The following is a 17,667-nucleotide window of genomic DNA, read 5'->3' on the forward strand; positions in this document are numbered from 1 at the left end:
GAGCTCGGCTCCCTTCTGATTCGTGAATGTGGACGATCCGGTGAAGTTCATCGCGATGTAGGCCGCGGCCGCGCCCGATAACAGAACGGCGGCCGTCGTCGGAACGGCGTGGAAGGTTTCGGCGAGCCGCGGGCTGCCCATGCCGCCGGGCGATGAAAACGCGCAGAGGGCAGCCGCTGCTGTCGTCGCCGCGAAGGGGGCGAGCGAACGTACCGAGAAAAAGCGGCCGGGAAGCCAGGGCAGGAGCAGCGGAACCCCGGCGGCTCCCGCGGCGAGAGAGGCGGCGAGATACGCCGCATACGCTCCATAGCGCGCGCCGTACAGCGGATCGAAGGGCAGGGCGAGGGCGAGGGGAACGATAAGCGACGCGAGAAACAACGGCCGGGCATGGACCAGCTCGATGGGAATCAGCACCGCGCGATCCGCAAGAGTGAAATCAACCGTACTCATGCCGGCGGTTTTTCTCATTCCCGCTTCCAGATACGGTTTGATGTCTCGCGCGCGGACGGGTCCGAACAGAACCTTTCTGCCGGTCGCCCGGCGCAGTTCGTTCGCGTCGACTCCGCTCGCGGAAAGCTGGGGGAGTATCAGCGGAGCCTTCGGCGCGGCCGCGTCCAATCCGCAAAGCCGCGCTCTTCGCGCGATTTCCCCGGCGCAGAACGTTCCCTTTCCCGCGGCGCACCACACGTTCACGCCCTTCGTGTCGATCGCCATAATCCACGCATTTACGCCCGAGAGTTCCTTTCTGAGCGCGTCGAACGAGAGCCGATAGTTCGACGTCACGAGAACCGGCGAATTCGGGTCGGGCTTTCCTGCAAAGTACAGTCCTGGTCCGATGGCGGCTTTATTCCGTCCGATTCCGAGCCTGAGTCGAGCCGCCGCGAGCCTGTCCCCGATCGACAGCTTCGACGAGACGGCGCGCGCGGGAATCGCGGCCTTCATCGCCGGCGAACCCTGCCGGGCGGAGATTACCCGGCGCAGCATGAGTCCGCTCCCTTCGCTTTTCCTGCTCCGCCTTCCGTCCGCTCCTCGGCCATGGCCGCTGCAATGAGGGCGACCGATTCGAGAACCGCTTCGTGCTTGTCCGCGGGGATTCGGGCGAACAGGGCCCGGTATTGTCCGTCGCATAATGCATGTATGTAATCGCACTTCCCGCGTCCCGTTCCGGTGAGAACGAGCGAGATTTTGCGGCGGCTCGTTTCGTCTTCGGTCCGCTCGGCCCATCCCTCGCGCACAAGGGAGTCGGCGGTCCGGCTCAGCGTGCTTTTGTCGAGGGCGAGCGCGTCGGCGAGATCCTGCAGGCTCGAAGGCCCGCGCTCTTCCATTTCCAGCATAAGATGGCACTGGGCGACGGTGACCGAACAGCAAGCCGTTTCGCCGGCGAGAAGCATTCCGGTTTCCCGTTCGAGCGAACGCATGGATTTCCGGAATCTTCTGATTGTTTGTTTGTTCATGCAATAGTTGTATTATGCAACAGTTGAATTGTCAATATCGAATTTTCTCGCCGAGAGGACTGCCCTCAAATTTCGACGTATACGCTACCGTCCTCGATTTCGACCGGAAGCAATTTCAGCCTCATCGAATCGATTCCTCTCGCAATGATGTTGTTTCTGAAATCGTCTTTGATGTCGTTGACGTCGACTTCCCCGGTTTTCAGGCTGAATCGCAAACCGTGGCTGGGACACACCACGTATTCGTCCTCGTAATCCGCCCTGCGCAGATCTCCCTGGGCGTGGGGGCACTTCGCCGCGAATACGCAGATGGTTCTTTTATAGCAGTAGACGACGTACGGTTTTCCCTCGTGAGAAAACTCCGTGATGAAGTTATTGCGCACGTCGAATTCGCTTCCGACTAATACTTTCATATTCGATCCTTCCGTTCAGGCGTGTTGAAGCTCCATCATCGCATGATCAAGGCTCTCCCTGTCAAGATCGGACTTTTCCCGGTAGTCGATTCCGATGTTGACGTTGTTCATTTCGAAAACGTAGAACAGGCATTCCTGGATCAGGTGCTCTCCTTCGAGTTTTTTCTGGAGAACGACGCTCGAATTAAGAACGGACAATCTGCGCGCGCTGATGCGTTCCAGTATTTCTTTCAGGCTTAAGGGGTTGTTCATGCAATCGAGGAGGATTAGTCCGTGGGCCGTTATATACGAGTGAAGACTCGTTTGCATTCCGGAAAAATAATCGTCGATGCTTTCTTTCTGTAACGGGGGAGAGTCGACGCGGTTCGCCGTTAATAAAGAAAACGACTTCGTCAACACCTCAAGATACTCGGTCTCCTGCTTTTCCTGCAGGTATTTATACGCGAACAGATTAGCGAGATATTCGGTTCTTCCGGGTTTTGCCCCGCATTCGGCGTCGAACAGATGCAGGATTATGTGTCCGATTTTATGCAGGATATGGAATCTCGAGAAATATATATCGAAGTAGTACGCTGATTTTGCTTCGTCGAGACCGAGATACCCGGAAATATCGTTCTTTGCCGGCGCAGAAAGGGTATTCCATCTGAATTCCGGAATAATGAATCTGGGCGAATCGTTTTCTTCTGTCATGTGCTCTCCCTTTTTTCTGTTCGAAAGGCTAGCACTTTTTTTAATATGGATTGAAGTCGGAGGACTGCGTCCCGACGCACGCATTCCGTCGTCTCAATATAGCATAGAATTTAAAGGCGTATCTATCGATACTTTCCGGTTATGGGAATATTTTTCGGTATTCCTGTATTCCCTAGCAACAGGTGTAACGACTCTTGAAAAATAACTGCGTAGTTGTTGCATGAAAAGCTTTTCGCTGATTTTCAGCAGGAGATTCTGCAGTCTCATTGCTTTTCTTGAAGTCCTGTTTATGCTATATTTCGCAAAACGGTACAAAGAGGTAGCGATGAAACGGACAGATATTAACAAGGTATTGATTATAGGTTCCGGCCCGATCGTCATCGGTCAGGCATGCGAGTTCGATTATTCCGGCACGCAGGCGTGCAAGGCGTTGCGCGAGCAGGGTTATAAAATCGTCCTGGTTAATTCTAATCCGGCGACCATCATGACAGACCCGGTCATGGCGGACGCTACGTATATTGAGCCCCTCAATATCCGCAGGCTCGAGCAGATCATTGAAAAAGAGCGTCCCGACGCCCTCCTGCCGAACCTCGGCGGGCAAACCGGCCTCAACCTCGCCTGCGAACTGAGCAAGGCCGGAATTCTCGACAAATACAACGTGAAGGTTATCGGCGTCAATCTTGAAGCCATAGAACGCGGGGAAGACCGGGAAATTTTCAAGAACACCATGCGCGAGCTGGGCATCGACACACCCCGCTCAGATATCGCCCACACCGTCCAGGATGCGGAGAAAATTGCCGAACGGCTCGGCTATCCGGTAGTCGTGCGGCCCGCGTACACCATGGGCGGCGCCGGTGGCGGGCTCGTATACAACGTAGAAGAGCTTCAGACGATCGCCGCGCGCGGACTCGAGCTTTCCATGACTCATCAGCTGCTCATAGAAGAATCCATTCTCGGCTGGGAGGAGCTCGAAGTCGAAGTGGTGCGCGATTCAAAAAACCAGATGATTGCCATCTGCTTCATCGAAAATATCGACGCAGTCGGCGTGCACACCGGCGATTCCTTTTGCTCGGCGCCCTTCCTGACCATCGATAAAAAGCTGGAGGAGCGTCTAAAAGCCGAAGCCTTCAAGATCGTCGAATCCATCGGGGTAATCGGCGGAACGAACGTCCAGTTCGCCCACGACCCGAAAACCGGCCGCGTGGTCATCATCGAAATCAATCCGCGCACCTCGCGCTCCTCGGCCCTTGCTTCCAAGGCCACCGGCTTCCCGATCGCCCTCATTTCCGCGAAGCTCGCCTCCGGCCTCACCCTCGACGAAATTCCGTACTGGAGGGACGGCAGCCTGGAGAAATACACTCCCTCCGGAGACTACGTCGTTCTCAAATTCGCGCGCTGGGCCTTCGAAAAATTCCGCGGGGTCGAGGACAAGCTCGGCACCCAGATGAAGGCGGTAGGAGAGGTCATGTCCATAGGGAAGACCTTCAAGGAAACCTTCCAGAAGGCGATCCGCGGGCTCGAGAATTCCCGCCACGGCCTGGGCTTCGCCAAGGATTTCAACAAAAAGTCTCTGGAAGAGCTCACGGACATGCTTCGCTTTCCGTCGAGCGAGCGCTACTTCATTCTCTACGAAGCGCTGAGGAAGGGCGCCGATGTTCAGAAGCTCTACGAGCTTACCTACATCAAGCCGTACTTCCTGGAACAGATGAAGGAACTCGTTGTCCTCGAAGAAGAAATTCTCAAAAACCCCGGACGCCTTCCTGCCGACGAATTGCTCGTCAGGGCCAAGAAAGACGGCTTTTCCGATAAGTATCTGGCGAAGATTCTCGGCATCCGGGAAAAAGACGTCCGCAAAAAACGCACCGAACTCGGCGTCACGGAAGCCTGGGAAGCCGTTCCCGTTTCCGGCAAGGAAAACACCTACTATTACTACTCGACCTACAACGCGGCGGACCGCAGCGTCGCGAGCGCCAATCCCAAGAAAATCATGATCCTGGGCGGCGGACCGAACCGGATCGGGCAGGGCATCGAGTTCGACTATTGCTGCGTCCACGCGGCGATGGCCCTCCGCGAACAGGGCTACGAGACCATCATGGTCAACTGCAATCCGGAAACCGTTTCCACCGACTACGACACGAGCGACAAGCTCTACTTCGAACCGGTCACGGCCGAAGACGTTCTGCAAATCTACGCCAAGGAAAAGCCGGCCGGCGTTATCGTTCAGTTCGGCGGACAGACCCCGCTCAACATCGCGCGCGAACTCTCCGACGAAGGAGCTGCAATCCTCGGCACGAGCATCGATTCGATCGACATCGCGGAAGACCGCGACCTCTTCCGCAAAATGATGGATAATCTGGCCGTACCGATGCCCGAGTCCGGCATGGCGGCCGATATCGACGAAGCGGTCAAGGTCGCTTCCGGCATCGGGTATCCGCTGATGATCCGCCCCTCCTTCGTTCTCGGCGGCCGCGGCATGGAAGTCATCTACGACGAAAACATGCTGCGCGAATACGTCGCGAAGGCAGTCGGCGTAACTCCCGACCGGCCGCTGCTTTTGGACCGATTCCTCAGAAACGCGGTGGAATGCGAAGCCGACGCGCTCGCCGACGGAGATGAAGTGTATATTCCCGCGGTCATGGAGCACGTCGAGCTCGCCGGGGTCCACTCGGGCGACTCTGCCTGCGTTATTCCGCCGGTGTCGATCGACGCCGCCCATCTGGCGACTATCAAGGACTACACGACGAAGATCGCGAAAGCCCTCCACGTTTGCGGCTTGATGAACATGCAGTACGCTATCGAAGACGGAAAGGTCTACGTGCTCGAGGCGAACCCGCGCGCGAGCAGGACCGTTCCCCTCGTTTCCAAGGTGTGCAACACTCAGATGGCGGGCCTCGCCACCCGTTTGATGCTGGGAGAAAAAGTCCCGGCCTTGAAGCTCAAAGACAAGATTATTCCGCATTTCGGCGCGAAGGAAGCGGTGTTCCCGTTCGAGAAATTTCCGGAAGTCGATCCGGTGCTCGGGCCGGAAATGCGTTCCACCGGCGAAGTCCTCGGCCTCTCGGACAGCTACGCGCTGGCGTTCTATAAGTCGCAGGAGGGTGCGGGCACATTCCTGCCCTCCGAGCTCGATCCGGCCAAAGGAGCGGGAAAGGTGCTCATCAGCCTCTCCGATAAAACCGGACAGAGCAGCGAGGCGGTCAAGGTCGGCAAGGTGTTCGAATCGCTCGGCTTCGCCATCCTGGCGACCAGCGGAACCGCGGAGTTCTACCGAGCCGCCGGCGTGAAGTGCGAAACCATCTCCAAGCTGAACGAGGGCCGCCCGAACGTGCTGGACGTCGTGCTGAACCGCCAGGTCAACCTGGTGATCAACACTCCGAGCGGCAGGCGCGACGCCCTCGCCGACGACGCGGTCATCCGGAAGGCAGCGATCAAATACCGCGTTCCCTACATCACGACCCTTTCCGCGGCTCTCGCGGCGGCCGAGGGAATCCGGGCGGCTCGCGGCGGAAAAGGCGGCGTTAAGTCGGTGCAGGAATATCATACGGCGATCACCGAGGCCTAAGCCGTTAGCGCGCGTCCCGATCCGGCGAAGCGGCGAAGCGATTCGCCGGATCGCCGCGTTACAGGAGGCCATGCAAAAGTACTCGCTGTCGGCGCAGTATCAGGCGCCGACAGCATTTTGTATTTCCGGCAAGTCCCGTAAAACGAATCCCTGCTTTTATACCAAATTCCGCCCCAGTATTTCTTTTAAAAGCGAAAAGGACTTTTCCCCGACAGCGGTCTTAATTCGATTCTCAAGGTTTATTTTAATTCGCTCGTATTTCCTGGCGCATTCCGTTCCCGCTTCAGTGAGATACATGTGCTTGTCCCGTTGATTTCCCGGCAGGTGACGGTATTCAATAAACCCGCGCTCTTTCAGTTTTGCCGCCGCTTTGTGCATGGCCTGCCGGCTGATTTTTATCATTTCCGCGGCTTGCGAGATGGAAAGATCCTTTTGGGCGATTTTCGATATAAGATAAAAATCCGTATGAGAGAAATGGACGTCTTCCGTCTTGGCCCAAACGTCTTCAGTCGCTTTTCGCAGAACCGCATGTTGCTCGCTGATTAAATCGATGATGGTCAGAGATGCTCTGTCGCTTTGCATGAAAACCTTCCGTATGTTTTTATTGTCAACTAGATTGACAATAAAAGGGGAATTCAGATACTGTGCCTACGCACGGTATAGTACCGACAGGATGGTTGATAGACAATGGGCAATACGATTTTTCAGAAACGCCTTTTTACGGCGATGATGTGCTTCTTCATGGTTTTGGGAATGACGCTGTATAATATCATTCTTCACAGCGGATTCGGGCTTCATGTGTTGACGGATATGCTCAAGGAATTGTGGATCGTATACGCGGTCGCTTTGGTTCTTGATCTGTTCCTCGTCGGTCCTCTGGCGAAGAAATTCGTATTTTCCGTTATTAAACCCGTCAGCAAGCCGGCCGTCGTTCTTTCGATTTCCACGTGCATGGTTTTTTGCATGGTGACTCTGATGTCGATATTCGGTTCAGTCATGGCGAGCGGCGTATCGGCAGAGGCGGTTTCCGGCTATCCTTCAGTCTGTATCCGCAATTTGATCGCGGCTCTTCCCCTGAATCTCTTGATCGTGTCTCCCCTGGCGCGAGCTCTTTTCATGTTCCTGTTTCCCGAGCTTCGGGAGGAGCGCATTGACACGGAAAAAAGATGAAATTATAGTCTAGAAAACTCTTCGGGAGCGTTCTTTCATGTTTTCATACAATATTATCGGGACCGGCGCCGTGGGCGGCTATTACGGCGGGCGCCTTTCGCAGTCGGGACGCGATGTCCGCTTTCTTGCCCGCAGCGACGCCGATGAAATCCGCAAGCACGGGCTGATCGTCGACTCGGTGAAGGGCGATTTCATCCTTCCCGAAGTTCCGGTGTTCACCAGCGCCGCCGGGATGCCTGCCGCGGACGTCGTCGTCGTTTCGACCAAATCAACCGGCAACGCCCGGCTCCCGGAAATCCTCGAACCCCTCGTTAGCCCGGGAACGATTGTGCTCATGCTGCAGAACGGACTGGGCATGGAGGAAGAACTCGCCGTCCGCTTCCCGGAGGCGATCGTCGTCGGCGGCATGTGCTTCATCTGCGCGCAAAAAAGAAAACCCGCCCGCATTTCCCATCTCGACTACGGAGAAATAACCTTCGCCGCCTTCGACCCGCGCGGAGAAGCGGTGCTTGAAGCGCTGAAAAAAGATTTCGAAGAATCCCTCGTTCCGATCACGCTCGCGGCCTCTCTCGGAGCCGCCCGCTGGCGCAAGCTGTTGTGGAACATCCCGTATAACGGCATGAGCGTGATACTCGGGGCCGACACGAAAACGATGATGGACGATCCTTCCTCGCGGGCGATCATTCGCCGCTTGATGGAAGAAGTCGCGCAGGGAGCGGCATCCTGCGGCTTCCGATTCGACGAAGGCGCCGTGGACAAGATGCTCGCCTATACCGACGGAATGAAGCCCTACGAACCGAGCATGAAGCTCGACTTCGACTACGGCCGTCCGATGGAAATCGAATACATGTACCGCAACCCCATCGCCGAGGCGAAAAAGCGCGGCTGCGAACTTCCCGCCGTCTCCATGCTCGCGGATCTTCTGGAGTTCCGGCAGCGGCGGGCGAACGCCGATCGAAACGCCCCCGCGTGAGGGGGCTCCGAACGAGGACTTTCGACCCCTCTTGATGTGTTCTGCCTCGGTCTTTTTTTTTATTATCCGAGCGGAACCGGAGAGTCTCCGTCCGCTTCCAGGAGGCGGTTGCCGAAGAATCTGATGCCCAGAAGGCCCAGGGGGGCGGTGACGAGGATGGCGAGCACGGCTATCGCGAGAATCGCGTTTCCTTCGGGAATGCCGCGAGACAGGGCGACCCCGCCGAGAGCCGCCTGGACGGTCGCTTTGGGAATGTAGGCGATGGCGCAGAAAAGACGTTCGCGGACGGTCAGGGGAGAGAACGCGGTCGCCAACCAGACGCCGAGCGAGCGGAATACGAGGCCGGCAAGAATGACGAGAACTCCGCGGAATCCCGCGTCGAGGGCCGCCGCCGGCTCGAGCGAAAAGCCGATCATCACGAACAAAACGATTTCCGCGAACACCCAAATTTTCGAAAGCTTGCCCGCTATTTCGTGCGCGATTTTTTCGTGGCGTTCGAGGAGGATGAAGCCGATGGTCATGATGCCGAGCAGGGCCGCAAAGTGGAAGTCGTCGCCGATCTGCACGAGAACTGTCGCGCATACGAGCAGTATGAGGGCCTTTTCCGTAGCCCTGATGGTCGCGTAGCGGCGCTTGAACACGTACAGAAGGGCCGCTCCTGCGAGGGCGCCGGAGGCGATTCCCGCCGTGATCGAAAGCGGAACAGAGAGTGCTGCTTTCAGCGCTCTCGTTCCTTCGCCGGCCGCCAAACCGAGGAAGACGGAAAAGATGGTGATGGCGAACACGTCGTCTATCGAAGCTCCGGCCATGACGATGGTGGGAACCTCGTTTTTTTGTCCCCGCTTTTTCGCCTTGAGGTCGAGCATCGAAGGCACTACCACGGCCGGGGAGACGGCGGCGAGCATCGCGGCGGTCAAGCCTGAAACCGCCCAATCGAAGCCGAATACGGCATGAAAAAGCGCCGTCAGGGCGGCGGTCTCGAAGACGCAGGGAACCCAGGCCATGAGAAAGGCGGTGAGCCCGACTTTTTTCAAGGTCGCGCGGCTGATGCCGAGGCCCGCGCGGAGAAGGATGACGATGAGGGCGAATGATTTCAGGTAGGGGTTGAGCTCCCACAAAATCGAAGGCGCGCTCGATTTAATGGTGAGCGAGCAAACGATGCCGAACACGACCATGCCGAGAATTCCCGGCAGCCGGGCCTTCGCGAACAGCTTTCCCGAAAGCCAGCCTCCGGCGAGCAGGAGTGCGAACATCATATTGAATTGCACGAATCATTCTCCTTTATAAAGCGGACCGATTATACCAGTTTTCGCGGATTCCGGAAATATAGGCGGCATTAGTGGAATTTTGCTATAATCTTTTTTATGAGATCGATGATATGACAAACAGAGTGATTGCAACCATCTGCGACGCAGTCGAAGAAGCGAACGCCGGACACGGCGGAGAAGACATCTGGAAGAAGCCCCTCGTTTCCTTTATCGATGCCGGCGATCCTGCACTACAGAGCTTGAATCTGAGCGTCTCTGTAAGTCATTTCATGCCCCGCGACATTCTCCCCGGAGCGAAAAGCGTGGTCTGCTATTTTATTCCCTTTACCGAACGGATTATTACAAGCAATATTTCCGGCGAGCGCGCTTCGCCTGAATGGGCGCGCGCCTACATCGAGACTAACGCGCTGATTTCCCGCATCGGCGATACGCTCGAAGCCGTATTGGCGCGCTCAGGCTTTTCGGTCGGAAAGATTCCCGCTACGCACAACTTCGACCCTGAAGTCTTGATCAGCGACTGGTCCCACCGTCATCTCGCGGCGATCGCGGGGCTCGGCGCCTTCGGGCTCAACAACATGCTGATAACCGGCGAGGGCTGCTGCGGCCGCTTCGGGAGTCTGGTTACGGATTGTCCTCTCGAGTCCGTCAAGAAAACGGTTGCCGAAAAATGCCTGTACAAGATCGACGGGAGCTGCGGAGCCTGCGTTCAGCGTTGCGTCGGCGGCGCGTATCCGGAAGGCGGCTTCGACCGCTTCGCCTGCTATCGGATATGCCTTGAAAACGCCGAAATACATCGGGACATCGGCTTTGCGGACGTCTGCGGGAAATGCCTTGTCGGCCTTCCCTGTTCCGCGAAGGATCCGTCCGCGCGCCGCCGCGGCTGAACCTGCGACGCGGCATTATGCGCCTTCATTCTCTCGTCATGCCGAGAAAGTACCGATGGATGCGCGAGTCCTCGGGATTGAGTTCCGGATGGAACGAGAGTCCGAGAATGTTGTCGTATCTCGCCAGTATCGGAGTTCCCTCAGTCTGTTCCCCGGAAAGGAAGCGACGGGACCGGGCGAGAACCGCGACTCCCTCGCCGAGTCCGGTAATCATCGGCGCGCGGATAAAGGTCGCGGGGAAGGGCGCCCTGTTTTCTTTTTCTCTCCCGAACGGGGAGTCTGAACCGAACTCGAGGGCTACCTGCTCGACGAACGAGTCTTTCTGCCGTCCGTAGGCGTTCCGTTCCACATCGACCGGGAGCGCGCCGAAGCTCGCTACCCGTTCGTCGCCGCAGGATCGGGCGAGCATGATGAGGCCGGCGCAGGTGCCCATGACGGGCTTTCCCGACTCGATGAAATCGCGGATCGCCTTCCACAGCGGCCCCGGCTCGTACGAGGCTCCCGTTCCCGGTCCGGTGCCCGGTTTCATCAGCTGCCGCGTGATTACGGTCGATTCGCCTCCGGGAATGACAAGGGCGCCGCAGAGCTCGAGGTCTCCGACGGTGCGCACTTCCCGCGATTCCTTCCTGAGCGATTCGAATACCGCCCGGTGGCGTTCGAAACCGCCTTGAAGCGCAAGCACTCCGATCATTGTCTTACCAGCCCCGCCCGGCGATTTTTTCGGATTCGGCCATGCCCGAGACGGGAATGCCGTCCATTGCCGGCCCGAGTCCGGTAGAAACTTGCAAGAGCACGGCCGGATCCTTGTAGTGAGCGACCGCGGCTACGATCGCGCGAGCCCGCTGTTCGGGATCTTTCGATTTAAAAATTCCTGAACCGACAAAGACCGATTCCGCTCCCAGATGCATCATGAGTGCCGCGTCCGCCGGAGTCGCGACTCCGCCCGCGGCGAAATTGGGAACCGGCAGCTTTCCGAGGCGCCTGGTTTCAAGCAAGAGTTCGTAGGGAGCCTGGAGCTCCTTCGCCGCGGTCATCAGCTCCGCTTCGTCCATATTCGAAATTCTTCTGATGTCGGCCATGAGGCGCCTCATGTGGCGGACCGCTTCAACTATATCGCCGGTGCCCGCTTCTCCCTTCGTGCGGATCATCGCCGCTCCTTCGCCGATTCTCCGGAGAGCTTCGCCGAGGTTCCTGCAGCCGCAGACGAAGGGAGCCTTGAAATCGTGCTTCGCGATGTGGAATTCCTCGTCGGCCGGGGTGAGCACTTCGCTTTCGTCGATGAAGTCGATCCCGAGCTCCTCGAGTATCCGCGCTTCAACGAAATGTCCGATGCGGCATTTCGCCATGACGGGAATCGAGACCGCCTTCTGTATGTCGGCGATCATCTTGGGATCGCTCATGCGGGATACCCCGCCTTCCTTCCTGATATCGCTGGGAATGCGCTCAAGGGCCATGACCGCCGCGGCTCCCGCCTGTTCGGCTATCATCGCCTGTTCGACGTTCGTTACATCCATGATGACTCCGCCCTTGAGCATCTCGGCGAGTCCGATTTTCACAGAAAATTCTTCGCGTTTATTCATGTCCTATTCTCTCCTCGATCAGTCGTTAAAAATCGCCGAAGCCAGCGCCCGGCCCGCTTCGGATACCGCTAATCCCCGCAAGATACTCGGCGGCCGCTTCTCCTATGCGTTTAATTCCTTCTCTGATGTCCTTCTCCGAAAGAGACCCGTAGCAGAGCCTGAAAGTGTGCTGGAACGTATTGTCGATGTCCTGCAGGGCTCCGGGCAGGAATGCCGCTCCCCGGTCTATCGCGCGGAGGTAGAGTTCTACGCTCGACGCGCCTTCCGGGAGATTCGCCTGAAGCTGGAATCCCCCTTCGGGAATCGACCAGGAAACCCCTTTCGGCATGTATTCGCCAAGGGCGGCGAGAACGGCGTCCCGCCTCCGGCGGTAGTGATTCTTGATGCGCGCCCGGTGCGCGCGGTATCCCGCGTCGTCCGCGAGAAATTCCCGCGCGATTCCCTGCATCAGGGGCGGACACCCGAGATCCATGGCCTTTTTCACCGCGGCGAGCGCTTCGATGCGTTCAGACGAGCTGACTATCCAGCCGACCCTGAGTCCGCTGATGAAGGACTTCGAAAGAGATCCCAAAATTATCGAGTTTTCCGGCCCCGGATCGGAAAGAAAGGAGCGGGGCGGAGTGCCGAAGTGGAGATCGCGGAACACCTCGTCCGCGAGCAGCACGGCGTTGTTCGATTTCGCCCATTGCGCGAGCGCGAGCCGTCTTGTTTCAGAAATATCCGTTCCGCTCGGGTTATGAAGCACCGGACAGAGATAGAGTATCGTTCCGTCGGAAGCGGGACCGAGATGTTCAGGTTCGGGCCCCTCCTCTCCGCGAGGAACCGTTTCGAAGGGCAGGGCGAAGGCGTTGAAGGCGTTGGTTACGCCGGCATAGCAGGGCGTTTCGCACAGGACCGGCGTTCGCTGCTCAGCTGCTTGCTGCGCTATCAACGATATCGCCTGCTGCGAGCCGCTGGTAACCAGAATATGCTCAGCGCCTACATCCAGCCCGTCCTCCCGGTAGAGCCGGGCGATCTCTTCCCGGAGACTCTCCAGGCCGCGAGGATCGCCGTAGTCGCGGAACAGTTCTTCTCCCCTGGAAAGCGCCCGGAGCACGAGGCGTTCCAGTATGCCGCTTTCGATCGTGTCGGGGTCGGCTATTCCTCTGGTGAAGACTATCGTCCCTTCTTTATTGGCAAGGGCCATAAGGCCTCCGAGCCCCCGTTGAAGGCTGTCGCGCAGCTTTCGCGCCGAACCGGAACGGCTTTCAGGCGCAGAGAGCTGTTCCGGCGCGCGCGGCTCGGCTGTCGCCGCATTCGCGTCCGCTGAGGCGTTTTCGCCCGCTGAGACGCTCGCGCCCGGCGGATCGAGAACAAAGGTTCCTCTGCCGACGTGGGACGAAATGAGTCTGTCTTCCGCGAGATCCTGGAGCGCTCTCCTGATCGTCGCCGCCGTCACCGAATAGGATTCGGCCATTTCGGCAACCGAGGGCAGCCTCTGTCCCGGGGATAATTCCCCCGAACGGATCCGGTCCTTCAGATAGTCGCGGATTTGAATATACAAGGGTATTTGGTTTTCTTTGTCTGGTTTCATATAACTTGATACAGTATTAATACAGTATCAAGTTATATGTCAATCAGTAATTATGCTTTTTATCTTATTTTCGACTCTGTATCCAGAAACCGAAAAGCCGATCCGATCCTTCAATATGCGTAATAAACCAGTCGCGCAGAAAAAGAAGCACGCTGTCGTTGACGGGCATAGCCCCTGTGCGAATTTTGCTTGAAAGACTTTCGACCTGAGTCTCCAATTGTCTGTGCAACTCGGCATGGGCGCTTCTTTCAGGATATGAATGCATTCGAAATAAACGCTCTTCGGTCTCGAAATGGGCTTTTGTGTCCTTGGCGATAGTCTCGAACAGCGCTTTCATGTCGGATTCAGCGGCCCGATTGCGCACAGCTTCGCTCAAGGCGTTGATCAGAGCGACGATCTGCCGGTGCTGCTCGTCGATTTCGGTTATATTCGTATTTAAGGTATCGTTCCATTCAATGAATGCCATATATAGAGTATATGACATAAATGGCGTGCAGGCCTCGATTGAATTGAATTATCAGGAGGTGAGCGCTTCAAGCCGCGTCAGATAGTCGCGGGCGTGTTCATTGCCGTCTCCGCACGTTTCCCGGTCGGGTTTAAAGTTCGAGCATACTTGCGGATAGTTCGGTTGTCCGTGAATCCTGCACCGGTTTTCTTCGTCCAGGTTCGCGCAACGGACCCCGGCGGGCTTGCCTTCAGGCATTCCCGGAAGGGGCGAGGATATCGAAATGTATATGCAGCACGCCGCGCATCCGGGTCGACACATGGAAAGGTTTTCTGTTGTCGTCAGTTTGCTTCTTTGATTTTCTTCGCGATCTCTTCCGTTGAAAGACCGTCATAGGCTTCCCTCGTCGTCAAGTCTTTCAAGCTGATCTTGTCGGCTGCGACGAAGAGCCCCCATCTGACGCCCTTTTTTTCCGCCCAGGCGTACTGCTGCGGGAGCTTCTTCTGGTCCGGGAAGGTTTCGCACGCGATTCCCAAAGCCCGCAGCGCTGACGCCGTTTTCTGATACAGCGCCATATCCGCCGAGTCCTGGCAGAATACGGCGGCGTCGGTGAATCCTGCCTTCTTTCCCTGAAGCCCCAGCTGCTCGAGGCCGGCGATCAGTCGGTCGAGACCGATGGACGAACCGACTCCCGGAATCCGGTCCTTCATGTAGAGGCCCGCGAGATTGTCGTAGCGGCCGCCCGAGCATACAGACCCGATGCCGGGAAGGTCGTTCAGGAAGGTTTCGTATACGACGCCGGTGTAGTAGTCGAGCCCGCGCGTGATCGAAGGATCGAGTACGAAGGACGAGGCGGTTCCAGTCGCTTCCATAAAGGCGTGAATGTCCCTGAGCCGGCGGCTGTCCTCTCCCGGACCTCCGGCGAGCCGTTCAAGCAAACTCAAGGTCGCTTCGAAGTCTTCGGGAGCAGTGCCCGCTCCCTGAATGTAGGCGAGAATTTCATCGGCCGTTTCGGCTCCTGCGATTTCGGCCAGAAGCGCCTTTACTTCGTCGTTGCCTATTTTGGAAAGCTTGTCGACGGTGCGCAGAATTTCTTCGCTTTTTCCGGAAAGCCCCCGCGACGCGAGGAAGCGGTTGAACAGTCCGCGGTGGGAAAGCCTGATCGTAACCGAGGTCACGCCGATGGAGGAGAGGGCCGACCTCATCAGGTCAAGAATCTCGAAATCGACCGCCGCGGAATCGGACCCGACGATGTCGAAATCGCATTGAACGAATTCGCGGTATCTGCCCGCTTGGGGTTTTTCGCCCCGCCAGACTTTCGATATATGATAGCGCTTGAAGGGAAAGTATAATTCTTCCCGGTGTTCGGCTACGAATCGCGCGAACGGCACGGTTAAATCGAAGCGAAGGGCGACATCGCGTCCTCCGTTGTCCTCGAAACGGAATACCTGCTTTTCCGTCTCGCCGTTGCTTTTCCGCAACAGAATTTCCGAGTACTCAAGGGCAGGCGTATCTATGGGGACGAAGCCCGACGATCTGAATGCCGTGGTGAGCGTTTCGATCAACAGCGCCCGCTGTATTTCCTGGGCCGGAAGAAAGTCTCGAAATCCTTTCAAAACTCTGGGTTGTATAAGGTCTGCCATGCTGGTATGATACCCGCTAGCGTCGGTTTTAATCAATCCGTCCCACTCGTTCCGCGGAGGTGGCTTCTCCATGCTGATGGTTGTCGATATCGGAAACACCAACATTGTCGTCGGTCTCTTTCATGAAACAGATCTTGTCGTCGACTGGCGGCTCTATACAGACCCCCGCCGCACGGACGACGAATACGCCTCGACGCTCAGATCCCTTTTCCGCGATTCCGGAATCGCTCCCGGAACGATAGAGAAAACAGTCGTCTCTTCGGTCGTTCCTTCCTTGAACGACACCTTTTTCCGCATGATAGAAAAACTTACCGGAAAGGCTCCCGTCCATGTAGGGCCGGCCATGTACTCGCTTCTTCCGGTCAGGGTCCCCGAGTCCGCGGTGCATGAAATCGGCACCGACCTCGTTTGCGACGCCGTGGCAGCCTATACGCGCTATAAATCCGCCTGCATCGTCGTGGATTTCGGCACGGCCCTCACCTTTACCGCGATCGGCTTCGACGGAGAGATCCGCGGAGTCGCCATAACGCCGGGGCTGGGAACCGCAGTTAAAGCCCTCTTCCGCGATACGGCCCAGCTCCCCTCGGTTCCACTGGAAATCCCGCCTTCCAGCCTGGGAACGAACACAACTCATTCAATCCAGTCCGGGGTCGTCCTCGGTTATGCGGGTCTCGTCGAGTCCCTCGTCGGCAGGATGCGCGCGGATCTGGGAACAGAGGCTCCCGTCATCGCCACCGGCGGGCTTTCGCACGTTCTTGAACCCATCGTGTCGGTCTTTGATTCAACCGATCAGGGCCTCACTCTCGAAGGGCTCAGGCTCATCGCTTCGATCGTACCAGATCGGCAAGGCTGACTCCCGCTCCGTTGTCCACGTCACGAACGAGTTCTCCTCCGATCACCCGTTCCAGCATTTCCGGATCGAGCCCCGGGGTCAGTATTTTCTCTGTGCGAAGAATTCCGATGTCTTCTTCCCTGATCGATTCTCCAGCCTTCATCGACCGCAGATAATGCAGCGAACGATTCGTTCTTCCGTAATTCGCGCGTTCGGATTCGGCAAGCCGCTTTACGCCGTCTCCCAGAACCGCAGACGTCTTCGCGTCCCCGTACCGGGCTTTGAGATCTTCCAGAACTGCTTCCGGAGTTCTTCCTTCTGCTTTGCGCAGTTCCATCGTCATCCGGGCGAACTGTTCAGGGGGGAGGGCAACCGGATCGTCGAGCCCCGGATCGCTTCTGGAAAGACAAATATGCTTTTCAATCATGCACGCGCCGTTCGCGGCGGCGGCCAGCGGAACCAAAACCGGATCCAGTGAATGGTCGCTTACTCCGACCCGCACTCCGAACACCGCCGCCAGAGAGCCGAGCACTGAGATATTGTACTCATCTTCAGGGGCGGGATAGCTCGTGATGCAATGAAGCAGTATCCGCTCAGGCGCCTTCTTCGTCATTTCAAGCGCTTGTTCGATATCTCCCAGGCGGGAAACCCCGCTCGAGAGAATCAGGGGGATGCCGAGTTCCGAGGCGGAACGGAGGAGGGGCAGGTGATTGAGCTCAGGAGAAGCTATCTTTATCCACTGCGGGTTCAGCTCGGCCAATTCCGTAAGGCTTTTTGTCCCGAAGGGGCTGCAGAGAAATCCGATGCCCTTTTTGTCGCAGTATTCTTTTATTTCACGGAAAAAGGAAGGAGGCGCCTCAAGCTCTTTGAACCGGTCGAACAGGCGTATGTCTCCGCCGGGAAGCCGGACGAAGCCGGTGTCGGGATGAAGGATCTCTTCCGCGTAAACTATCTGGAATTTCGCGATGTCCGCCCCGGTATCCCGGGCCGCGTCGATCAATTCCCGCGCTTTTTTCATGCTTCCGCCGTGGCTTGTTCCGATTTCGGCTATTACGGCGATTTTTCCGATTGTGTGTATCATCGTATCTCGGATTTTATCACAGTTTCCCTGCAGGATACGAGATCCTCCGATCGGAAAAAAACATGCTCGACAAAAAAGTTTCGATGAGGTATCATTTCTTGT

At 57.1% G+C, this 17,667-nt stretch carries 18 protein-coding genes; 5 read left to right on the forward strand and 13 right to left on the reverse strand.

Annotated elements, in window-relative coordinates:
* The 4 genes from hgcA to K7J14_RS07280 all read right to left on the reverse strand — a co-directional run.
* Positions 1-984, reverse strand: a 984-nt coding sequence (gene hgcA, locus K7J14_RS07265; RefSeq protein WP_230754839.1) for a mercury methylation corrinoid protein HgcA, incomplete at its 3' end; no start/stop codon positions are given.
* Positions 969-1,454 (reverse strand): MarR family winged helix-turn-helix transcriptional regulator, encoded by a 486-nt coding sequence (locus tag K7J14_RS07270; protein ID WP_230754841.1) that lies wholly within the window; start codon positions 1,452-1,454, stop codon positions 969-971. The genes hgcA and K7J14_RS07270, both read right to left, overlap by 16 nt.
* Positions 1,455-1,519: 65 nt before the next feature.
* Positions 1,520-1,864, reverse strand: a complete 345-nt coding sequence (locus K7J14_RS07275; protein ID WP_230754843.1) for a Rieske (2Fe-2S) protein — start codon at positions 1,862-1,864, stop codon at positions 1,520-1,522.
* Positions 1,865-1,879: 15 nt separating this feature from the next.
* The gene (locus K7J14_RS07280; protein ID WP_230754846.1) at positions 1,880-2,554 is read right to left on the reverse strand and encodes a hypothetical protein; all 675 of its coding nucleotides are present in this window, start codon (positions 2,552-2,554) and stop codon (positions 1,880-1,882) included.
* Positions 2,555-2,879: 325 nt separating this feature from the next.
* Here K7J14_RS07280 and carB point away from each other — a divergent pair, with 325 nt between their 5' ends.
* Positions 2,880-6,116, forward strand: coding sequence for a carbamoyl-phosphate synthase large subunit (carB, locus tag K7J14_RS07285; protein ID WP_230754848.1), 3,237 nt, complete (start codon positions 2,880-2,882; stop codon positions 6,114-6,116).
* 156 nt (positions 6,117-6,272) lie between these two features.
* On the opposite strand, the gene K7J14_RS07290 is transcribed toward carB, so the two are convergent.
* Positions 6,273-6,698, reverse strand: a complete 426-nt coding sequence (locus K7J14_RS07290; protein WP_230754850.1) for a MarR family winged helix-turn-helix transcriptional regulator — start codon at positions 6,696-6,698, stop codon at positions 6,273-6,275.
* 105 nt (positions 6,699-6,803) lie between these two features.
* On the opposite strand from K7J14_RS07290, the gene K7J14_RS07295 reads away from it, so the two are divergent.
* Together K7J14_RS07295 and K7J14_RS07300 are read left to right on the forward strand one after the other, a co-directional pair.
* On the forward strand, positions 6,804-7,286 hold the full coding sequence (locus K7J14_RS07295; RefSeq protein ID WP_230754852.1) for a DUF2798 domain-containing protein: 483 nt from the start codon (positions 6,804-6,806) through the stop codon (positions 7,284-7,286).
* Positions 7,287-7,323: 37 nt separating this feature from the next.
* Positions 7,324-8,259: a 2-dehydropantoate 2-reductase gene (locus tag K7J14_RS07300; protein WP_230754854.1), complete on the forward strand. Its 936-nt coding sequence runs from the start codon at positions 7,324-7,326 to the stop codon at positions 8,257-8,259.
* Positions 8,260-8,321: 62 nt separating this feature from the next.
* On the opposite strand, the gene K7J14_RS07305 is transcribed toward K7J14_RS07300, so the two are convergent.
* On the reverse strand, positions 8,322-9,527 hold the full coding sequence (locus K7J14_RS07305) for a cation:proton antiporter (RefSeq protein WP_230754856.1): 1,206 nt from the start codon (positions 9,525-9,527) through the stop codon (positions 8,322-8,324).
* Between the two features lie 110 nt (positions 9,528-9,637).
* On the opposite strand from K7J14_RS07305, the gene K7J14_RS07310 reads away from it, so the two are divergent.
* Complete coding sequence (locus K7J14_RS07310) at positions 9,638-10,411, forward strand: hypothetical protein (RefSeq protein WP_230754858.1); 774 nt, start codon at positions 9,638-9,640, stop codon at positions 10,409-10,411.
* Between the two features lie 25 nt (positions 10,412-10,436).
* Here K7J14_RS07310 and pdxT read toward each other — a convergent pair whose 3' ends face one another.
* The 6 genes from pdxT to hisS all read right to left on the reverse strand — a co-directional run bounded on the left by pdxT (position 10,437) and on the right by hisS (position 15,652).
* Positions 10,437-11,102, reverse strand: a complete 666-nt coding sequence (gene pdxT, locus K7J14_RS07315) for a pyridoxal 5'-phosphate synthase glutaminase subunit PdxT (RefSeq protein WP_230754859.1) — start codon at positions 11,100-11,102, stop codon at positions 10,437-10,439.
* Between the two features lie 4 nt (positions 11,103-11,106).
* A complete protein-coding gene (pdxS, locus tag K7J14_RS07320) occupies positions 11,107-11,991 on the reverse strand; it encodes a pyridoxal 5'-phosphate synthase lyase subunit PdxS (RefSeq protein WP_230754861.1) in 885 nt (294 codons plus the stop codon).
* Positions 11,992-12,016: 25 nt separating this feature from the next.
* Positions 12,017-13,564, reverse strand: a complete 1,548-nt coding sequence (locus tag K7J14_RS07325) for an aminotransferase-like domain-containing protein (protein ID WP_230754863.1) — start codon at positions 13,562-13,564, stop codon at positions 12,017-12,019.
* A gap of 64 nt (positions 13,565-13,628) precedes the next feature.
* A complete protein-coding gene (locus K7J14_RS07330) occupies positions 13,629-14,030 on the reverse strand; it encodes a bacteriohemerythrin (RefSeq protein WP_230754867.1) in 402 nt (133 codons plus the stop codon).
* 51 nt (positions 14,031-14,081) lie between these two features.
* Positions 14,082-14,330, reverse strand: coding sequence for a YkgJ family cysteine cluster protein (locus K7J14_RS07335; protein WP_330165593.1), 249 nt, complete (start codon positions 14,328-14,330; stop codon positions 14,082-14,084).
* 20 nt (positions 14,331-14,350) lie between these two features.
* The gene (gene hisS / locus K7J14_RS07340; RefSeq protein WP_230754871.1) at positions 14,351-15,652 is read right to left on the reverse strand and encodes a histidine--tRNA ligase; all 1,302 of its coding nucleotides are present in this window, start codon (positions 15,650-15,652) and stop codon (positions 14,351-14,353) included.
* A 70-nt stretch (positions 15,653-15,722) separates the two neighbouring features.
* Here hisS and K7J14_RS07345 point away from each other — a divergent pair, with 70 nt between their 5' ends.
* Entirely contained in the window at positions 15,723-16,505 is a 783-nt protein-coding gene (locus tag K7J14_RS07345) for a type III pantothenate kinase (protein WP_230754873.1), read from the forward strand.
* On the opposite strand, the gene K7J14_RS07350 is transcribed toward K7J14_RS07345, so the two are convergent.
* On the reverse strand, positions 16,471-17,565 hold the full coding sequence (locus tag K7J14_RS07350) for an N-acetylneuraminate synthase family protein (RefSeq protein WP_230754875.1): 1,095 nt from the start codon (positions 17,563-17,565) through the stop codon (positions 16,471-16,473). The two genes, K7J14_RS07345 and K7J14_RS07350, sit on opposite strands and share 35 nt — an antisense overlap.
* Between the last annotated feature and the right edge of the window lie 102 nt (positions 17,566-17,667).

It is taken from the genome of Teretinema zuelzerae (assembly GCF_021021555.1).
In the GTDB taxonomy this organism is placed as follows: Bacteria; Spirochaetota; Spirochaetia; order Treponematales; family Treponemataceae; genus Teretinema; species Teretinema zuelzerae.